Origin of the sequence: Actinoplanes sp. DH11 (assembly GCF_020873875.1) — a bacterium.
GTDB lineage: Bacteria > Actinomycetota > Actinomycetes > Mycobacteriales > Micromonosporaceae > Actinoplanes.
This window is the reverse complement of record NZ_JAHWGU010000020.1, coordinates 79,292-95,155: the sequence shown is the minus strand read 5'-3', so window position 1 is coordinate 95,155 and position 15,864 is coordinate 79,292. Positions and strand designations below refer to the sequence as shown.

13 protein-coding genes are annotated in these 15,864 nt (G+C 71.1%); 7 read left to right on the top strand and 6 right to left on the bottom strand.

What is annotated here, in order from left to right; translation table 11 throughout:
* The first annotated feature begins 104 nt into the window (after positions 1–104).
* On the top strand, positions 105–2,243 hold the full coding sequence (locus LPA41_RS26875; RefSeq protein WP_229073672.1) for a sigma-70 family RNA polymerase sigma factor: 2,139 nt from the start codon (positions 105–107) through the stop codon (positions 2,241–2,243).
* On the opposite strand, the gene LPA41_RS26870 is transcribed toward LPA41_RS26875, so the two are convergent.
* Positions 2,195–2,749: a hypothetical protein gene (locus LPA41_RS26870; protein WP_229073671.1), complete on the bottom strand. Its 555-nt coding sequence runs from the start codon at positions 2,747–2,749 to the stop codon at positions 2,195–2,197. The genes LPA41_RS26875 and LPA41_RS26870 overlap by 49 nt on opposite strands.
* A gap of 194 nt (positions 2,750–2,943) precedes the next feature.
* Between LPA41_RS26870 and LPA41_RS26865 the strand changes: the two genes are divergently transcribed.
* Entirely contained in the window at positions 2,944–3,207 is a 264-nt protein-coding gene (locus tag LPA41_RS26865; protein ID WP_229073670.1) for a GlsB/YeaQ/YmgE family stress response membrane protein, read from the top strand.
* Between the two features lie 114 nt (positions 3,208–3,321).
* A complete protein-coding gene (locus LPA41_RS26860; RefSeq protein WP_229073669.1) occupies positions 3,322–4,551 on the top strand; it encodes an NYN domain-containing protein in 1,230 nt (409 codons plus the stop codon).
* Positions 4,552–4,748: 197 nt separating this feature from the next.
* Here LPA41_RS26860 and LPA41_RS26855 read toward each other — a convergent pair whose 3' ends face one another.
* Positions 4,749–7,043 (bottom strand): glycoside hydrolase family 3 C-terminal domain-containing protein, encoded by a 2,295-nt coding sequence (locus LPA41_RS26855; RefSeq protein WP_229073668.1) that lies wholly within the window; start codon positions 7,041–7,043, stop codon positions 4,749–4,751.
* Positions 7,044–7,203: 160 nt separating this feature from the next.
* Here LPA41_RS26855 and LPA41_RS26850 point away from each other — a divergent pair, with 160 nt between their 5' ends.
* Entirely contained in the window at positions 7,204–7,893 is a 690-nt protein-coding gene (locus LPA41_RS26850; protein WP_229073667.1) for a TetR/AcrR family transcriptional regulator, read from the top strand.
* Between the two features lie 34 nt (positions 7,894–7,927).
* Here LPA41_RS26850 and LPA41_RS26845 read toward each other — a convergent pair whose 3' ends face one another.
* The gene (locus LPA41_RS26845) at positions 7,928–8,302 is read right to left on the bottom strand and encodes a response regulator transcription factor (protein ID WP_229073665.1); all 375 of its coding nucleotides are present in this window, start codon (positions 8,300–8,302) and stop codon (positions 7,928–7,930) included.
* 191 nt (positions 8,303–8,493) lie between these two features.
* Between LPA41_RS26845 and LPA41_RS26840 the strand changes: the two genes are divergently transcribed.
* From LPA41_RS26840 to LPA41_RS26830, 3 genes are all read left to right on the top strand, one after another.
* Positions 8,494–8,724 carry a hypothetical protein gene (locus tag LPA41_RS26840; protein ID WP_229073663.1) on the top strand — a complete coding sequence of 77 codons (231 nt, stop codon included), beginning with the start codon at positions 8,494–8,496 and terminating at the stop codon, positions 8,722–8,724.
* A gap of 244 nt (positions 8,725–8,968) precedes the next feature.
* Positions 8,969–10,798, top strand: a complete 1,830-nt coding sequence (locus tag LPA41_RS26835) for an anthranilate synthase family protein (RefSeq protein ID WP_229073661.1) — start codon at positions 8,969–8,971, stop codon at positions 10,796–10,798.
* 227 nt (positions 10,799–11,025) lie between these two features.
* Positions 11,026–11,316 (top strand): hypothetical protein, encoded by a 291-nt coding sequence (locus tag LPA41_RS26830; RefSeq protein WP_229073659.1) that lies wholly within the window; start codon positions 11,026–11,028, stop codon positions 11,314–11,316.
* Positions 11,317–11,424: 108 nt separating this feature from the next.
* Here the strand turns inward: LPA41_RS26830 and LPA41_RS26825 are convergent, their stop codons facing one another.
* Genes LPA41_RS26825 through LPA41_RS26815 form a run of 3 tightly spaced genes read right to left on the bottom strand, consistent with a single transcriptional unit; the run spans position 11,425 to position 15,811 of the window.
* Entirely contained in the window at positions 11,425–12,621 is a 1,197-nt protein-coding gene (locus LPA41_RS26825) for a hypothetical protein (protein ID WP_229073657.1), read from the bottom strand.
* Positions 12,608–13,141 carry a SigE family RNA polymerase sigma factor gene (locus LPA41_RS26820; protein WP_229073656.1) on the bottom strand — a complete coding sequence of 178 codons (534 nt, stop codon included), beginning with the start codon at positions 13,139–13,141 and terminating at the stop codon, positions 12,608–12,610. The genes LPA41_RS26825 and LPA41_RS26820 overlap by 14 nt, the downstream gene beginning before the upstream one ends.
* A gap of 45 nt (positions 13,142–13,186) precedes the next feature.
* A complete protein-coding gene (locus LPA41_RS26815) occupies positions 13,187–15,811 on the bottom strand; it encodes a glucosidase (protein WP_229073654.1) in 2,625 nt (874 codons plus the stop codon).
* Positions 15,812–15,864: the final 53 nt, after the last annotated feature.

Sequence of the window (15,864 nt, the reverse complement as noted above, 5' to 3'; positions counted from 1 at the left end):
CGGCTTTACAGCGAAGAAAATCGTGTGCCACGATACGGCTCGATCTCACGATGTTACAGCGAGTGACTGAGAGCACTCCCAAGGCAGACAAAGAGAGCGTACGGGTGACGGAGAGTCAGATTGCGGCAGCGCCTGACAGCGCTCTGGTCCGCGCTGCTCAGGGTGGCAGCGTCGCCGCCCTCGACGAGTTGATCACCGGGCACCTGCCGCTGGTCTACAGCATCGTCGGCCGTGCGCTGAACGGTCACCCGGACGTCGACGATCTCGTGCAGGACACCATGCTCCAGGCCATCAGGAGCCTGCATTCCCTGCGCGAGCCTGACCGCTTCCGATCATGGTTGATCACGATCGCGTACCGCCGTGTCCAGATGCACCTGCGCTCGCGCAAGGTGTCCCTGGCCCGACGCCACCCGGAACCGGTCGACGTGCCCGATCCGAGCGGTGACTTCGCCGAGCGGACCACCGCCGAACTCGTCGTCGCCGAGCAGCGCCGGGAACTCGCCGAGGCCGGCCGCTGGCTCGAGGAGGGTGACCGGGAGCTGCTCGCGCTCTGGTGGCAGGAGGCGTGCGGTGGCCTGAGCCGGGCCGAGCTGGCCGCCGCGCTCGCCGTGCAGCCGAAACACGCCGCGGTCCGGGTGCAGCGGATGAAGGCCCAGCTCGACCTGGCCCGCGGCGTGGTCCGGGCGCTGCACGCGCGGCCGATCTGCCCCGAGCTCGGCGCGACGATCAGGTCCTGGGACGGCACCGCCGACTCGCTGTGGCGCAAGCGCCTGGGCCGGCACGTGCGCGGCTGCCCCCGGTGCCACCACCACTTGACCGGCCTGGTCTCGCCGGAACGCCTGCTGGCCGGTGCGGCGCTGCTGCCGGTGCCGGTCGCGGTCACCGCCGCGGTGCAGGCGGCGGTGCACGGCGGCGCCGCGGGGAGCGCCCCCGCGGCGATGAGCCTGGCCGGGCACTTCGCGACGCTGGTGCAGCACAAGGCGCTGGCGGCGGCGACGGTCGCGACGGTGGCGGCAGGCGGCCTGGCGTACGCGGTCCTCCACCAACCGGCCACCCCGGAGACCACGATCGCCGTCGCACCGCCACCGGTCACCACCCCGCCGGCCGCCCCGGCCCGCCCGTCCGCCACGAGCGACCGGTCCGCGAGCGCCGCGAGCGCCGCACCCGCCACGACCGCGTCGCCGTCCGCACCGGCCCGGCCCGGCGGGCCCGGCGTGACAAGGGCCGACGTCTATGTGGCGCCGGGCGGCGACGACGGCGGTGACGGCTCGATCGACCGGCCCTACGCGACGATCGCGAAGGCGGTCTCGGTGGCGCGGCCGGGGTGGACGATCGCCCTGCGCGGCGGCATCCACCGACCCACGAGTCCGATAGCGATCACTACAAGCGGCACCGCTGCGCAGCCGGTGACCCTGAGCGGGTACGGCAGCGAGAAACCGGTCATCGACGCCTCGGCGATCCCGGCCGACAAGTGGTCGATCACGCAGGAGGCGTCCTACTGGACGGTCCGGGACCTGGAGATCACCGGGTCGCGCAGTCAGGCGTACGTCTGCCGCTCCTGCACCGGCACCGTCTTCCAGCGACTGGTCGTGCACGGCAGCGCCAGCTCCGGGCTGATGCTGCGCGACAGCGGAACCGCCGGCAACCAGGTGCTGGACAGCGACTTCTACAACAACGGCGGTTCCGGGCTGGCCGTCCAGTTCGGTGACGGCGACGGCAACCGGCTGCGGGGCAACCGCGCGTTCCGCAACGGCGGCGACGGCGTCAACCTGGGCGCGTTCGACTCGGCGGTCACGGTCGAGTACACCTGGTCCTTCGGCAACGGCGCGAACGGTTTCGCGGTCGGCGGCGGCACCCCGGCCAGCACCGGGGCGCACCGGGTGCGGCACAGCGCGGCCTGGGACAACGACGGCCACGGCTTCGTCGACGAGGGCAGCACCGGCGCGATCGACCTGACCAACAACACCGCGTTCCGCAACACCGGCCTCGGCTTCGCGATGACGATCGCGCCCGCGGTGCTGCGCCGCAACGTCGCCACCGGCAACGAGCAGGGCGAGGTGTCGCTGTCCGCCGGTGCAAAGGCCGACAACAACACCTGGCAGCGGTCCGGGTGGTCGGAAACGGACCTCCGGTCCACCGACGCGTCGGGCGCCGGCGGCCCGCGCACCGCGTCCGGCGGCCTGCCCCGCACGACCTACCTGGCCACCAACGACGGCACGGGCGCCTCCATGTCCGGCGGCTGAGCGCCGGCTTTCCGGGACAGGAGGCGCACGCTGAGCGTCTCCGGGATCACATAGCCGGGGTACGGGTCCGCCGCCGGTTCCGGCATCGGCGCCCCGCTCGCGGTGGCCCTGAGCAGCAAAGACGTTCCGTCGGCGGCGACCACGCGGATGCCCCGGGGCGCCTTGGAGCGCGCGTCCGCCGGCCCGAGCCCGTCCAGTGCCACCAACTGCCAGCCACGGAACTCCGCCGGCCGCGCCGCGTCCAGGAGCCGGCAGGTGAACACGGCGATCCGGTCGGCGCGCGCCGGCCACGGCAGCTCCGCCGGTGTGGGCAGCTCGTACTCCCTCGGCCAGACCGCGCCCCAGAGGTACGCCTCGGCGCCGCTCGCGTACCGCACCCGTACCCCCGCCGGCGACGGCCCGCCGGCGACCGGATCCGTGCCGTACCGCCCGATCGCGCCGATCTCGGGGTGGCCGGCGGCGGCCAGCAACCACTCGATGACGTCGAGAACCTCGGCCAGTCGCAACGGCCGCCTCCGATCTGTGTCAGATCCGTCAACGACGCGGGGCTGACCCGATATCACCCGCGGTGTGCGATTTCGGCGGTGGCGCGGCAGGGCCATGCTGAAGGAGCGCTCGCAATGCCGTACTGAACCGGTTTAGGGACGGTGCGGCGCCGGGAACACCCGGGGCGTACCCACCCTCTCTCCGAGGAGATGCAGTGGAAGTAACCGGCTTCTTCACCGCGATCATCATCGGTCTCATCGTCGGCGCCCTCGGCCGGCTGGTCGTCCCCGGCAAGCAGAACATCCCGATCTGGCTCACCCTGGCGATCGGCGTGGTCGCCGCGCTGCTCGGCACGTTCCTCGCCGCCGCCATCGGTGTGGACGACACCCCTGGCGTCGACTGGATCGAGCTGGCCCTCCAGGTCGGCCTGGCGGCGGCCGGCGTCGCGCTGGTCGCCGGCATGCGAGCCCGTCGCTGAATCGGCGGCGTGCGGACCCGTCGCTGAATCGGCGGCGTGCGGAAGCGTCGCTGAATCGGCGGCTACCTGCCGGGCCCGGCACACAAGCCGGCCCGGCACGGTAGGTTCACGGTCATGGCCCGTGTACGTGCCGCTTTGTACCTGGACTTCGACAATGTGTTCAGCGGCCTGATCAAGCAGGACCCCGACGTGGCCATCCGGTTCGCCAAGGAACCGGCCGCCTGGCTGGCCCGGCTGACCGCTTCGCTGACCGTCGACGGCCCACGCCGCTGGCTCGTGGTGCGCTGCTACATGAACCCGGGCGGCTGGGTGCCCAACCCGGACACCACGGCAGGTCAGCAGCGCCTCTACTACTCGCAGTTCCGGCCGTTCTTCGTGAACGCCGGCTTCGAGGTGATCGACTGCCCGCGGCTCACCCACACCAAGAACGCCGCCGACATCCGGATGGTGGTGGACGCGGTCGACGCCCTCGCCGACCCGGTCGTCTACGAGGAGTTCGTGATCGCATCAGGTGACTCGGACATGACGCCGCTCCTGGTCCGGCTGCGGCGCGCCGACCGGCGTACCACGATCGTCTCGCCCTCGGACGCCGCCGAGGCCTTCGTCGCCGTCGCCGACCGCCTGATCACCAGCCAGGAACTGCTGGAACTGGTCCAGGGCGAGCCGGTGGAGACCGACGAGGAGCCGCCGGAGGGTTCGATCACGGCCACCGAGGCCCCGGTCTCCTACGAGCAGTTCCGGGACCTGGTGCGCTGGCGTTACGATGCCGCGACCGCGCCGCTCAACCTGGCCTCGCTCGCCCACGACCTGCGCCGCCAGCTCGGCCCCAGCGTGGACGACACGAACTGGTTCGGTTTCGGCGGCTTCGTCCGGGGCCTGGAAAGCCTTGGCCTGGCGCACGCGAAGTTCTCCAACCACTTCGTGTGGGACGAGAGCCGTCACGACACACCCGAGTCGGCCGGCGGTTCCGGCCCCGCACCCGAGTCGGTCGGCCGCCTGAACGCCCTGCTCAGCCTGCCCCGCCTGTCGCGGGAGATGTGGCCGGCGGTCTATCAGGCGCTCGCCGAGTACGCCGCGGAGCACCACTTCAACCTCACCGAGGCGACCCGCTGGGCCCGCGACCGCCTGGCCGAGAAGGGCGTCGACGTCAGCCGTGCCTCGATCGCCTTCGTCACGCGCGGCACCGCGTTCGGCGGCGCCCCGCTCTACCGCCAGCCGCCACCGCAGGCCGAGGAGATCGCCACCGCCTTCGCCGACAACGTGCTGAACCGCGCCGAGGCAGCCGCCATAGCCCTCACCGACGACGAGACCGCCGAGATCCGGACCTGGCTGGGCGCCCCCTGACACGCCCGGCGCCGGCGAAGGCCCCGGCACGCGCGGAGCAAGCGGCTCGACGCGGCTGAAGCACGCCGCGCGGGCCGCCCGAGGCGGTGGCCTCTCTCAAGGCAGCGCCACCCCGAAGCGGTGGCCTCTCTCCAAGGCAGCGCCACCCCGAAGCGGTGGCGCCCTGTGGGGAGCCACCGCTGGGTGGACGGCGCGGGTCAGGCGTTGGCCTCGGTGACCAATTTGTCCAGCTGGTCTGCCCGCAGCGGGCTGCCGGGGAACGTGGCCATGCGGCTCAGGGGCAGACTGCCCAGCATCATCAGCATCGCCGGGTCGGCGGCCATGGCGCTCATCGGCCCCGCGTCGCCGTCGGATGCCTCGGCGGCCGCGCGGGCGAAGGCCTCGCCCAGCAGCTGGGCGCCCCGGGGGTCGGCGAACCATTCGCCGACGCTTGACTCGGTGGTCAGCGGGACCCGGGCCGCGTCGGCGGGCACGGGAACGGTGGCTTCGGTGCGGATGTCGCGGGAGGACGCGCCCACCGACACCAGGTAGTCGCCGCCCTCCACCACCCAGCGGCCGAGCCGGGTGTCCCAGTAGGCCAGGTCGCCGCGGTCGATGCCCAGCACCACCTCGGTGGTCTCGCCGGCGGCGATCTCCACGCTCGCGAAGGCCTTCAGCTCACGCGGCGCGCGGCGGACCCGCGAGCCGGGCAGCGACACGTAGGCCTGGACGACCTCTCGGCCGGCCCGCCCGCCACTGTTGGTCACCGGGACACGGACCTCGACGCCGGTCTCGGTGGCGACCGCCCGGGCCGTGCCGTAAGTGAACGTCGTGTAGGAGAGGCCGAAGCCGAACGGGTACGCCACCGGCTGCTCCCGGGCGTCGAACCCGCGGTAGCCGATGTGCAGCCCCTCGCCGTAGCGCACGTGCCCGTGCTCGCCCGGGAAGTCCAAGTAGGAGGGGTGGTCGGCGAGTTTCAGCGGGATCGTCTCGGCGAGCCGGCCGGACGGGTTGACCCGCCCGAACAGCACGTCCGCGATGGCGCTGCCACCGGCCTGGCCGAGCAGCCAGCCCTCGACGAGCGCCGGCACCGACTCGTCCCACGGCTTGGTGGCGAGCACGGCGCCGTTGGAGAGCACCACGACCGTGCGCGGGTTGGCCGCGGCGACCCGCTCGATCAGGGCCAGGTGGGCGGCCGGCAGGTCGAGGGAGTCGCGGTCGGCGCCCTCGGTCTCGTGCACGCTGCCGACGAAGACCACTGCCACGTCGCACTCCCGGGCCACCGCGACGGCCTCCGCGAGCAGAGCCTCGCCCGGCTGGGACGAGCCGGCCCCGGACGAGCCAGCCTCGGACGAGTCGGGCTGGGAGTCGGTCTCGGCCGGTGCGGCGCCGGCCTCCTCGACGGTGTAGCCCTGCGCGAACCGGACGGCGGCACTTGTCGCGGCCGTGATCTGGGTGAGCGCGTCGTCGAGCTGGGTGGGCGTGATCTGTGAGCTGCCGCCACCCTGGTAGCGCGGGGTGCGGGCGAACTCGCCGAGCACCGCGACCGACACGCCGGAGCGCGCCAGGGGCAGCACGCCGCCCTCGTTCTTCAGCAACACGACGGACCGGCCGGCGATCTCCCGGGCGAGGGCGTGGTGCGCGGCGGCGTCGTAGCCTCCGGCCGGACGCTCCCCGGCCTTCGTCACCAGGTCACGGACGCGCTGGGCGGAGGCCCGCAGCAGCGCCGGATCGAGCTGCCCCGCCTCGACGGCCTCGCACAGGGCGGCGTCGCCGTCGGCGTCCGGCCCCGGCATCGTCAGGTCGAGGCCGGCGGCGATCGCCTTGACCCGGTCCACCACCGCGCCCCAGTCGGAGACGACGAGTCCTTCGAAGCCCCACTCGTCACGCAGCACCTCGGTGAGCAGCCAGTGGTTCTCGCTCGCATAGACCCCGTTGATCTTGTTGTAGGCGCACATCACGGTCCACGGCTGGGCCTGCGTGACGACACGCTGGAACGCCCGCAGGTAGATCTCGCGGAGGGTGCGCTCGTCGACGTCGGCGCTGACCCGCATCCGGTCGGTCTCCTGGCTGTTCACCGCGAAGTGCTTCAGCGACGCGCCGACACCCTTGGACTGCAGGCCGCGCACCCACTCGGTGGCGAGGACCCCGGTCAGGATCGGGTCCTCGGAGAAGTATTCGAAGTTGCGCCCGCCGAGCGGGCTGCGCTTCAGGTTGATCCCCGGGCCGAGCAGCACCGCGACATCCTGCGCGCGGCACTCGTCGCCGAGCGCCTCGCCCATCCGGCGCAGCAGCTCCGGGTCCCACGTCGAGGCGCTGGCCACCGCGGGCGGGAAACAGGTGGCCGGGACACCGGCCAGCAGGTCGCCGCCGGAGGCCTGCATCCGGACACCGTGCGGCCCGTCGGTGACCGTGACGGCCGGGATGCCCGCGGACTCGACGGCGGCGGTGTGCCAGAAGTCGCCGCCGCTGGTGATCGCCGCCTGGTCGGCCGTGCTGAACTCGGAGGACATGAGGTCGAGGCTCCCTTGGGACAGGTCGGACCGCCGCTGATCGGCGCTGCCGGCAATCGCTGCTGACTACCGTTACCTAGTACTTACTAGGTACTAACTCACAGGCAACATATCCTCGCCCGTACGGGTGGAGCAAGGCCTTGCTGGTAGGAAAGACGCTGTGACAACCCAGCCGATCCGCCGTGAGCGGGCCCGCCTGCCGGCCGCCGAACGGCGCCGGCAGATCGTCGAGGTCACCACCCGGCTGATCGCCGAGCGCGGCTTCTGGGGTCTGTCGATGCAGGACGTGGCGGACGGCTGCGGCCTGACCGTGCCGGGCCTGCTGCACCACGTCGGTTCGAAGGACAACCTGCTGATCGCGGTCCTGGAGTACCGGGACGAGGCGGACGCCCGCGCCTTCGCCGAGCAGCTCGGTCTGCCGGCCGACCGGCACTGGGCGGAGAGTTCCGGGATCACGCTGGCCGCGGTCTGCTCGGCGCTGGTCCGGCGCAACTCCCGGCAACCGGAGATCGTCCGGCTCTTCGCGGTGCTCGAGGCCGAGTCGCTGGCGCCCGGGCATCCGGCGCACTCCTATTTCCGGCGCCGCCAGCGGCACACCCTGGACATGCTGGCCGGTCTGGCGCCGGGCGACGACGCCGCCCGGCTGGAGCTGGCCGGCCAGGTGATGGCGATGATGGACGGCCTGCAGATCCAGTGGCTGCGGGAGTCCGCCGCGATCGGCCTGGTCGAGGCCTGGGAGGCAGCCGCCGCGAAGCTGTTCCCCGAGCCAGGCCCGCAAGGACGTGACACGCCCGGCAGGCAAGGACATGACGCGCCCGGCACGCAAGGACACGCCACGCCCGGCGGGTGAGGAAGAGCGTCAAGGAAGAGGAGCGGGAAGGGCGTCAGGTCCGGGCCCGCGTGAGCAGCGCCTGGATCCGGGAGACCAGCTCACGGGGGCTGAACGGCTTCGTCACGTAATCGTCGGCGCCCGCGTTGAAACCGCCCTCGACATCCTGCTCCTGCACCCGGGCGGTGAGCATGATGATCAGCATGTCGGCGGTGCCGGGATCGGCCCGCAGCATCCGGCACACGTCGATGCCGGAGAGCCCGGGCATCGACACGTCCAGCACCGCGAGCGTCGGATGCCGGGCGCGGGCGGTGTCCACCGCGGCCTGACCGTCCCCGACCGTGATGACCTCCAGCCCGGCCTGTTCCAGCTTGAACGCCACCAGGTCGCGGATGTCGGCATCGTCGTCGGCCACCAGGACGGTCGTCACGGCTTTTCCCCCTCCACCCTTTATCGGACCTTATCGCGTTAAAAGTGGTGAGGTGCGGAAAGCGGGGTATCGAGAGCCGTCGAGCATTCGCAACCCGGTCGCAACCCGCCCGCGCCCCGGACGCAGCCACCCTGCGGTGTGCTTGACACGTCGAGGAGACCGCGCCCCTACGAGGCGGCTGGGAGGAAACGATGAACACACTGATGGATGACGTACGGTCCGAAGCACTCTTCGCCTCGGACGTGCAGCGCTCGCAGGAGCCCACCCCGGAGTTGATCCGCGCCGCGGTCATCGCCACGGTCAGCCGGTTCGGCGAGACCGGTTGCGCCGAGCGGGTGGCCCAGGAGTTCGGCGAACGCCCGGACTGCGCGATCGGCCGGATGCGATGGGCCCGCCTCGCCGTCCGGGCCGCGTTCGGGTGAACACCCGCAAAGTGTCCACACCGCCGGAAGCGCGAGCCGGCCGGAGTGGAACGTACGAAAGGGTCTGGCGCGTCAGCGCGCACAAACCGTAAGCTCCCTGCCATGCGCACGCGAATGATGTGGTGGCCCGCCTGATCGGCGGCCCATCTTCCGCGCGCTTCCCAGCAACCGCGGCCGCCTCGTCGAGGCGGCCGTTTCGCGTGGCCCGTCCTCGGCAGCGGCCCTCGAGAAATACGAGGACCGAATGTCTTTCCCGCATCGGAACCACGCACCGTTCGCCCTGCTCCACCGCGACGGCGCCGACCATGTCGAGGTGCTGACCGGCGACGTCGTCACGGTGGAGGCGCTCGCCGACATCCCGCTCGACCGCGGCACCCCGGTCCTGGCGGTGATCCCCTATCGGCAGATCGCCGAACGCGGATTCGCCTGTGTCGATGACGGAACACCGCTGGAATGCCTGCTCGTGCGGTCTGTCGAACGGCAGCCGCTGGAGGCTTTCCCGCCCGGCGAACTTCAGGTCCGCGACGGCGGTTTCGACATCTCCGACGACGAGTACGGCCGGATCGTGGAAACCGTTCTCCGTGACGAGATCGGTCACGGTGAGGGCGCCAACTTCGTGATCCACCGGGTGTGGAGCGGAACCGTCGACGGCGATCCGGTCCGGGCCGCACGAGCGGCGTTCGGGCGCCTGCTCGCCTTCGAACAGGGCACGTACTGGACCTTCCTGGTGCACACCGGGACGCGGACGCTCGTCGGCGCCACCCCGGAACGGCACGTCAGCGTCGCCGACGGGATCACCATGATGAACCCGATCAGTGGCACCTTCCGGCACGGCTCCGGCGACCTCCTCGACTTCCTGCGCGACCCGAAGGAGATCGAGGAGCTCTACATGGTGCTCGACGAGGAACTCAAGATGATGGCCACGGTCGCCGAGCACGGTGGTCAGGTCGCCGGGCCGTACCTCAAGGAGATGGCCCATCTCACCCACACCGAGTACCTGCTGGCCGGCCGGGGCACGCTGGATGTGCGCGACGTGCTCCGCGAGACCATGTTCGCCCCCACCGTGACCGGCAGCCCCATCGAGAACGCCTGCCGTGTCATCGCCCGCCACGAGAACCGCGGCCGCGGCTATTACGCCGGCGTGCTCGCCCTGCTCGATCACGACGATGCCGGCCGGCAGACCCTCGACGCGCCCATCCTGATCCGTACCGCGGAGATCGCCCCGGACGGCACCCTGCGGATCCCGGTCGGCGCCACCCTGGTCCGGCATTCGACCCCGGCCGGCGAGGTCGCCGAGACACACACCAAGGCCGCGGGCATCCTGAGTGCCTTCACCAGCGGTTCAGCGGGGGTACGGGCAACCGAGCCGGACCCGCAGGCGCAGGAGTTGCTCGCCGCCCGCAACACCGACCTGGCCCGGTTCTGGCTGGACTCGCGGTCGCCCGGCGCCCTCGAGACGCCGGAGCTGGCCGGCCGCAGCGCCATGATCGTCGACGGCGAGGACACGTTCACCGCGATGTTGGCGCACCAGCTGAAGGCGCTCGGCCTGACCGTGTCCGTGCTGCCGTGGTCCGCTCTCGCCGACTCTGTCCCCGCCGCTGACCTGGTCGTCGTCGGTCCCGGTCCGGGCGACCCGGCCGACACGTCCGACCCGAAGATGGCGGTGCTGCACGACCTGGTGCGGCGGTTGCTGGACGCCGGGCGGCCGATGTTCGCCGTCTGCCTCGGCCAGCAGGTGCTGGCGGCGCAGCTCGGCCTGTCCCTGGTCCGCCGGGACGCGCCCTATCAGGGACTGGCCCGTGACGTGGACCTGTTCGGCACGGTCCGGCGGGTCGGCTTCTACTCCAGTTTCGCCGCGGTCGCCTCGTCGCCCGGACCGGTCCGGTCACCGCACGGCCTCGTCGACGTCGCCCGCGACCCGGCGGACGGGCTGGTGCACGCGGTGCGCGGGCCCCGTTTCGCCGGTGTGCAGTTCCACCCGGAGTCGGTGCTGAGCCGCGACGGCATCGACGTGTTGCGAGATCTGTTGCCACCGGTGCTGACCGACGTGATTAGCCCGGCCGTAACCGGGTAGCGAGAAGGCTACCGGTGGTCCAAGGCGATCGAGAGCCTCTCCTTGGGCCACCGGCCCGCTTTTCGCCGGCGCCGTCACCGCGCCTGTCGCAGCGCCGTCACCGCGCCTCTCGCAGCGCTGTCATTCTTCGAGGTGACACGGTTGCCGTGACTGACCTGGGCGGGGTTTGCGCGCGGCGGCAGGCGGGAACCTCGGACGCGTCGCATTGACCTGGCGAGGAGAGAACCTTGGCAGAGCCGCACGTCAGTCTCGACCCACAATCGCTCACCCCGGTGGAGCAGAAGCTGCGAGGTCCTCTCGAGGACCAGCTCAGTTCCGCTCTGCAGGCTGCGACGGTCAAGATCGAAGAAAGGTACGCCGGAGAAAACGTCGAGCAGGTCACCCTGATGCTGCTCGAGCAGGCGAAGGCCGGGCTTCACCCGGACATCGCCGCCGGCTTCCACCCCGACCACGAGCAGTTGCGCCACGTGGCCGAGGCGATCGTCGCCCGCGCGCAGACGACACCGGCTGGAGCCTGAGAAACGAAGACCGCCTGAGACGGCGTCACATACGAACCGGCCCGGGACGATGCGTCCCGGGCCGGTCGCGTGCGCTCAGCAGAGCGATCGCTCAAGGAGACAGCCGGGTCAGGAACCGGCGCGCAGGGCGGTGGCCGCGTCGGTCCAGGTGGACTCCTTCTTCACGTCCGCCAGCTTCAGGCCGTTCAGGATCTTCGTCATCTCGGCGTCGGACAGGCGGCCGCCGCTGGCGACCTGAATGCTGACCTTGTTGTCCGGGCTGCGGTGCGTGCAGAACCCGTTGCCGCACTTGATCGTCGTGTTGCCGGTGGTCTGATTCGAGTTCGCCGACCGGGTCACGAAGATCTGGAAGCTGCCGGGCAGGTCCGCACCGTCGACCCCGCCGAACGGATCGGTGAGCCCGGTCGCCGCCGGGGCCGGGTTCGCGAAGATCGCGCCACCGTAGTCGCCGTCCCGGGCCGACGCGATGCCGTTCAGGCCGGACATCATGTTCGTGCCGGTCTCCACCGGCTGGTAGCCCGCCGGCACGTAGGTCAGCGTGAACGGCAGCTTCGCCGGCTTCGCCTCGACCGGCTTGAGGGCGGGGACGAGCTTCTGCATCTCCTCGGCCGACGGGTCCTGCTCGCCGTTCGAGTGGCTTTCCAGCACCGCGTAGGCGTCCGGCGCGTACTCCCAGGCCAGGGTGCGCCGGGTCATGCCGCCGTTGCCCGGGCCACCGGCCTGGAACGCCTTCTTGCCGTCCACGGTGAGCGCGGTGGCACGGGCGAGCCTGGCCGGGTCGTACGCGCCGGGCCGGTAGAGCACCAGGTACGCGTAGATCGTCGGCTCCGGCTCCTTCAGCCTCTTGCCGTCCTTGGTGACCGACCCGGGGGGCGCCGGAACCTCGTCCGCGTCGACGGCCTTGTCGTTCGTGACCCTGCCGTCGAGGTAGACCGACGCGATCTGGTACGCCGTGGACGTCACGCTCGGCTTGGCCACGTGCCACCGGCCGGCGTCGAACGCGCCGAACGTGAAGGAGAACGGGTCCTGCGGGAACGCCCAGTCCGCCGCCGGAGCAGTCGTCGCACCCGCGGCCGACGGTGCTGCCGCCGTGATGGCCGGGCCCTCCCCCGTACCCCCGCCGAACAGCGACGGAATCGTCACCGCCGCGCTCACCGCGACCACCGCGAGCGCCGCGCCCGCGCCGGTGAAGGCCGCACGCCGCCGGCGCTGGAACCGGCGGCCCCGCCCGACGATGTCGTCGACGGTGTTCCTGCCGGGCGGCGCCTCCGACGTCGCCAGATCCACCATCTCATGCAACCGCACGGGTCAACTCCTCGATATCCGCGACCTGGAGGTCGATGTGTTCGGCTGCCAGCACCTCACGCAGGCGGCTGAGCCCGCGGGAGGTCTGGCTCTTTGCGGTGCCGACGGAGACACCCAGAACACCCGCCGTCTCCTCGAGGCTGAGCCCGAGGTAGAAGCGAAGGATGAGGGCGGCCCGCTGCTTGCGCGGCACTCCGCGGAGGGCCACCTGGACCCGGAGCCGCTCGTCGGTCATGGCGGACGGGTCGCGCAGCGCGACGTCCGGCAACTCGTCGCCGGCGGACCGTTCGCGGCGCCAGGGCCGGCGGGTCTCGTCGACCGCGGCCCGGTACACCATCGTCTTGGCGTACAGGTCGGGCCGGTCCAGCTTGCGCCAGCGCGGATAGAGCTTGGCCAGGGCGGTGGCCACGGCGTCCTCGGCCGTGTGCCAGTTCCCGCAGGTCAGGTACGCCAGTTTGCGTAGCGGCCCGAGCTGGGCCGCGACGAACTGGCGGAACCCTTCCTCTTCCTCGGCGTTCAAGATCGGCTACCTCCTTCGACGGAGGTGGAACGGTGGCAGCCGGCCCTAAGGTTGCACGGGTTTCTGATGTAGTTCGAAAATCAGGTCGACCACCAGTGCGGTCCAGCCGGTCTGATGCCATGCTCCCAGCCCGGCGCCGTTGTCCCCGTGGAAATACTCGGGAAAGACGACCAGGTCCTTCCAGTCCGGGTGGGTCTGGAAGAGCTCGGTGGCGCCGTAGATCGGGCGCCGTCCCGACTCGTCCGGCAGGAACAGCGCGATCAGCCGCCGGGACAGGTCGTCGGCGATGTCACCGAGCGGCTTCTTCGTCTGCGCGCCGGTCGGGTACTCCGCCTTCAGGTCGTCGCCGTAGAACGCGGCGAACTCCCGCAACGCCTGCACGAGCAGGTAGTTCACCGGCATCCAGACCGGTCCGCGCCAGTTCGAGTTGCCACCGAACAGGCCGCTCGTGCTCTCCGCGGGCTCGTACCCCACGGTGAAGTCGGAGCCGCCCAGCGAGACCGTGAACGGCTTCTCCAGGTGGGCCCGGGAGAGCGTACGCAGCCCGTACGGTGACAGGAACTCCTCCGGGTCGAGCAGTCTCGCCAGGATCCGCAGCAGCTGGTCCTGGCCCACCATGCTGAGCAGGCGCTGCTGACGCCGGTCGGCGCCCCCGAGGCGCCGCGCGCTGATCACGTCGCCGTAATCGCGCTGCGTGTGCACCATCCACCGCACCCGCGAGTTGACCTCGGGCAGCCGGTTCAGCGTGGTGGAGGTGAGCCGGGTGGTGGCCGCCAGCGGCAGCAGCCCGACGATCGAGCGGGCCTTCAGCGGCACCTTGTGACCGTCCGGCAGCCGCAGCACGTCGTAGAAGAAGCTGTCCTCGTCGTCCCAGAGCCCCTGCCGGTACGCCGCCTCCGCGATGTACGTGAAGTGCTCGAAGAACTTCGTGGCCATGTCCTCGTAGACCCGGTCGTGCAGCGCGAGGTTGATCGCCATGTCGAGCAGGTTGAGCGCGTACATCGCCATCCAGCCGGTGCCGTCCGACTGTTCCAGCACACCGGCGACGGGCAGCGCCGCCGACCTGTCGAACGGGCCGACGTTGTCCAGGCCGAGGAAGCCGCCCTCGAAGACGTTGTTGCCGCCGACGTCCTTGCGGTTGACCCACCAGGTGAAGTTCAGCAGCAGCTTGTGCATGATCTTGGAGAGGAAGTCGTGGTCCCGCGACCCGTCGATCTCGAAGACGCGCAGCGCGGCCCAGGCGTGCACCGGCGGGTTGACGTCCGCGAACGACCACTCGTACGCCGGGATCTGCCCGTTGGGGTGCATGTACCACTCGCGGAGCAGCAACAGCAGCTGCGCCTTGGCGAACCCGGGGTCGACGCGGGCGATGCTGACGCAGTGGAAGGCCAGGTCCCAGGCGGCGTACCAGGGGTACTCCCACGGGTCCGGCATGCTTATCACGTCGAAGCTGTTCATGTGCCACCAGCCGTTGTTGCGCCCGTAGCGCCGGCCCGGCGGCGGTGGCGAGTTGGCCGGGTCGCCGACCAGCCACTGCTTCACGTCGAAGTGGTAGAACTGCTTGCCCCACATCAGCCCGGCGATCGCCTGCCGGGCCACCGACTTCTCCTCCTCGGACGCGACCGCCGGGATGACGTCGTCGAAGAACGCGTCGGCCTCGGCCTTGCGGGCGCGCATCACGGCGTCCCAGTCGTCACCCAGGTCGGCCTGCTCGCCGCGCACCAGCCGCAGCCGGATGGTCCGGGTCTCCCCCGGCCCCAGCATCACCTCGTAGTGCAGCGCGCCCTTCGTCCCGGTACCGGCGGGGTTGACCGTCGGCATGTCGTGGATCAGAAAGTCGTTGATCCCGTCCTTCGGGTACGGGCTGCGCCCCGGCAGCCCCCACAGACGCTGCGAGTTCGTCTCGTTGTCGCACATCAGGGCCGGCGCACCGCCCTCGCCCTCGAGCGTGATGTGCTCCAGCGTCCGGTGCACGCCGGCGAGCCGTCCCGGCGTTCCGGTGATGACCGGGACGTTGCGATTCGGCAGGCCCCACGACCAGGTGTTACGGAACCACAGGGTGGGCAGCACGTGCAGCGTCGCCGGTTCCGGACCCCGGTTGGAGACGGTGACCGCGATGCAGACGTCGTCCGGTGCCGCCTTCGCGTAGTCGACGGTGACCGCCCAGAACCGGTCCTCGTCGAAGATCCCGGTGTCGACGAGCTCGTACTCACCCTCGGTGCGGGACCGCTGCCCGTTGACCCGGACCAGTTGGTCGTAGGGGAACTCGTCCTGCGGGTAGTGGTACCGCCAGCGCATCCACGAATGGGTGGGCGTCGAGTCCTGGTACCACCAGTACTCCTTGGCGTCCTCGCCGTGGTTGCCGCCGTCCCCGCCGAGCCCGAACATCCGCTCCTTGAGGATCGGGTCCTTGCCGTTCCAGAGGGCCAGCGCGAAGCAGAAGTTCTGCCGGTCGTCGCAGAGGCCGGCCATGCCGTCCTCGTTCCACCGGTACGCCCGGGAACGCGCATGGTCGTGCGGGAAGTAGTCCCAGGCGGTCCCGTGCTCGCTGTAGTCCTCGCGGACCGTGCCCCAGGCGCGCTCCGCCAGGTAGGGGCCCCACGCACGCCACGGCTGCTCGCCGGAGTCGGCCTCAGCCAGCCGGTCGCGCTCCGACACGTCCGATCTCATCCCCACAACCCGATATCTCCCACAACCCGAAATTCAGCCCGGAGTCGATCACA

Excerpts from the sequence above, each read along its gene's own strand:
- LPA41_RS26860 (WP_229073669.1), top strand. The coding sequence starts at position 3,322 with ATGGCCCGTGTACGTGCCGCTTTGTACCTGGACTTCGACAATGTGTTC.
- LPA41_RS26855 (WP_229073668.1), bottom strand. The coding sequence starts at position 7,043 with ATGTCCTCCGAGTTCAGCACGGCCGACCAGGCGGCGATCACCAGCGGC.
- LPA41_RS26840 (WP_229073663.1), top strand. The coding sequence starts at position 8,494 with ATGAACACACTGATGGATGACGTACGGTCCGAAGCACTCTTCGCCTCG.
- LPA41_RS26835 (WP_229073661.1), top strand. The coding sequence starts at position 8,969 with ATGTCTTTCCCGCATCGGAACCACGCACCGTTCGCCCTGCTCCACCGC.
- LPA41_RS26815 (WP_229073654.1), bottom strand. The coding sequence starts at position 15,811 with ATGAGATCGGACGTGTCGGAGCGCGACCGGCTGGCTGAGGCCGACTCC.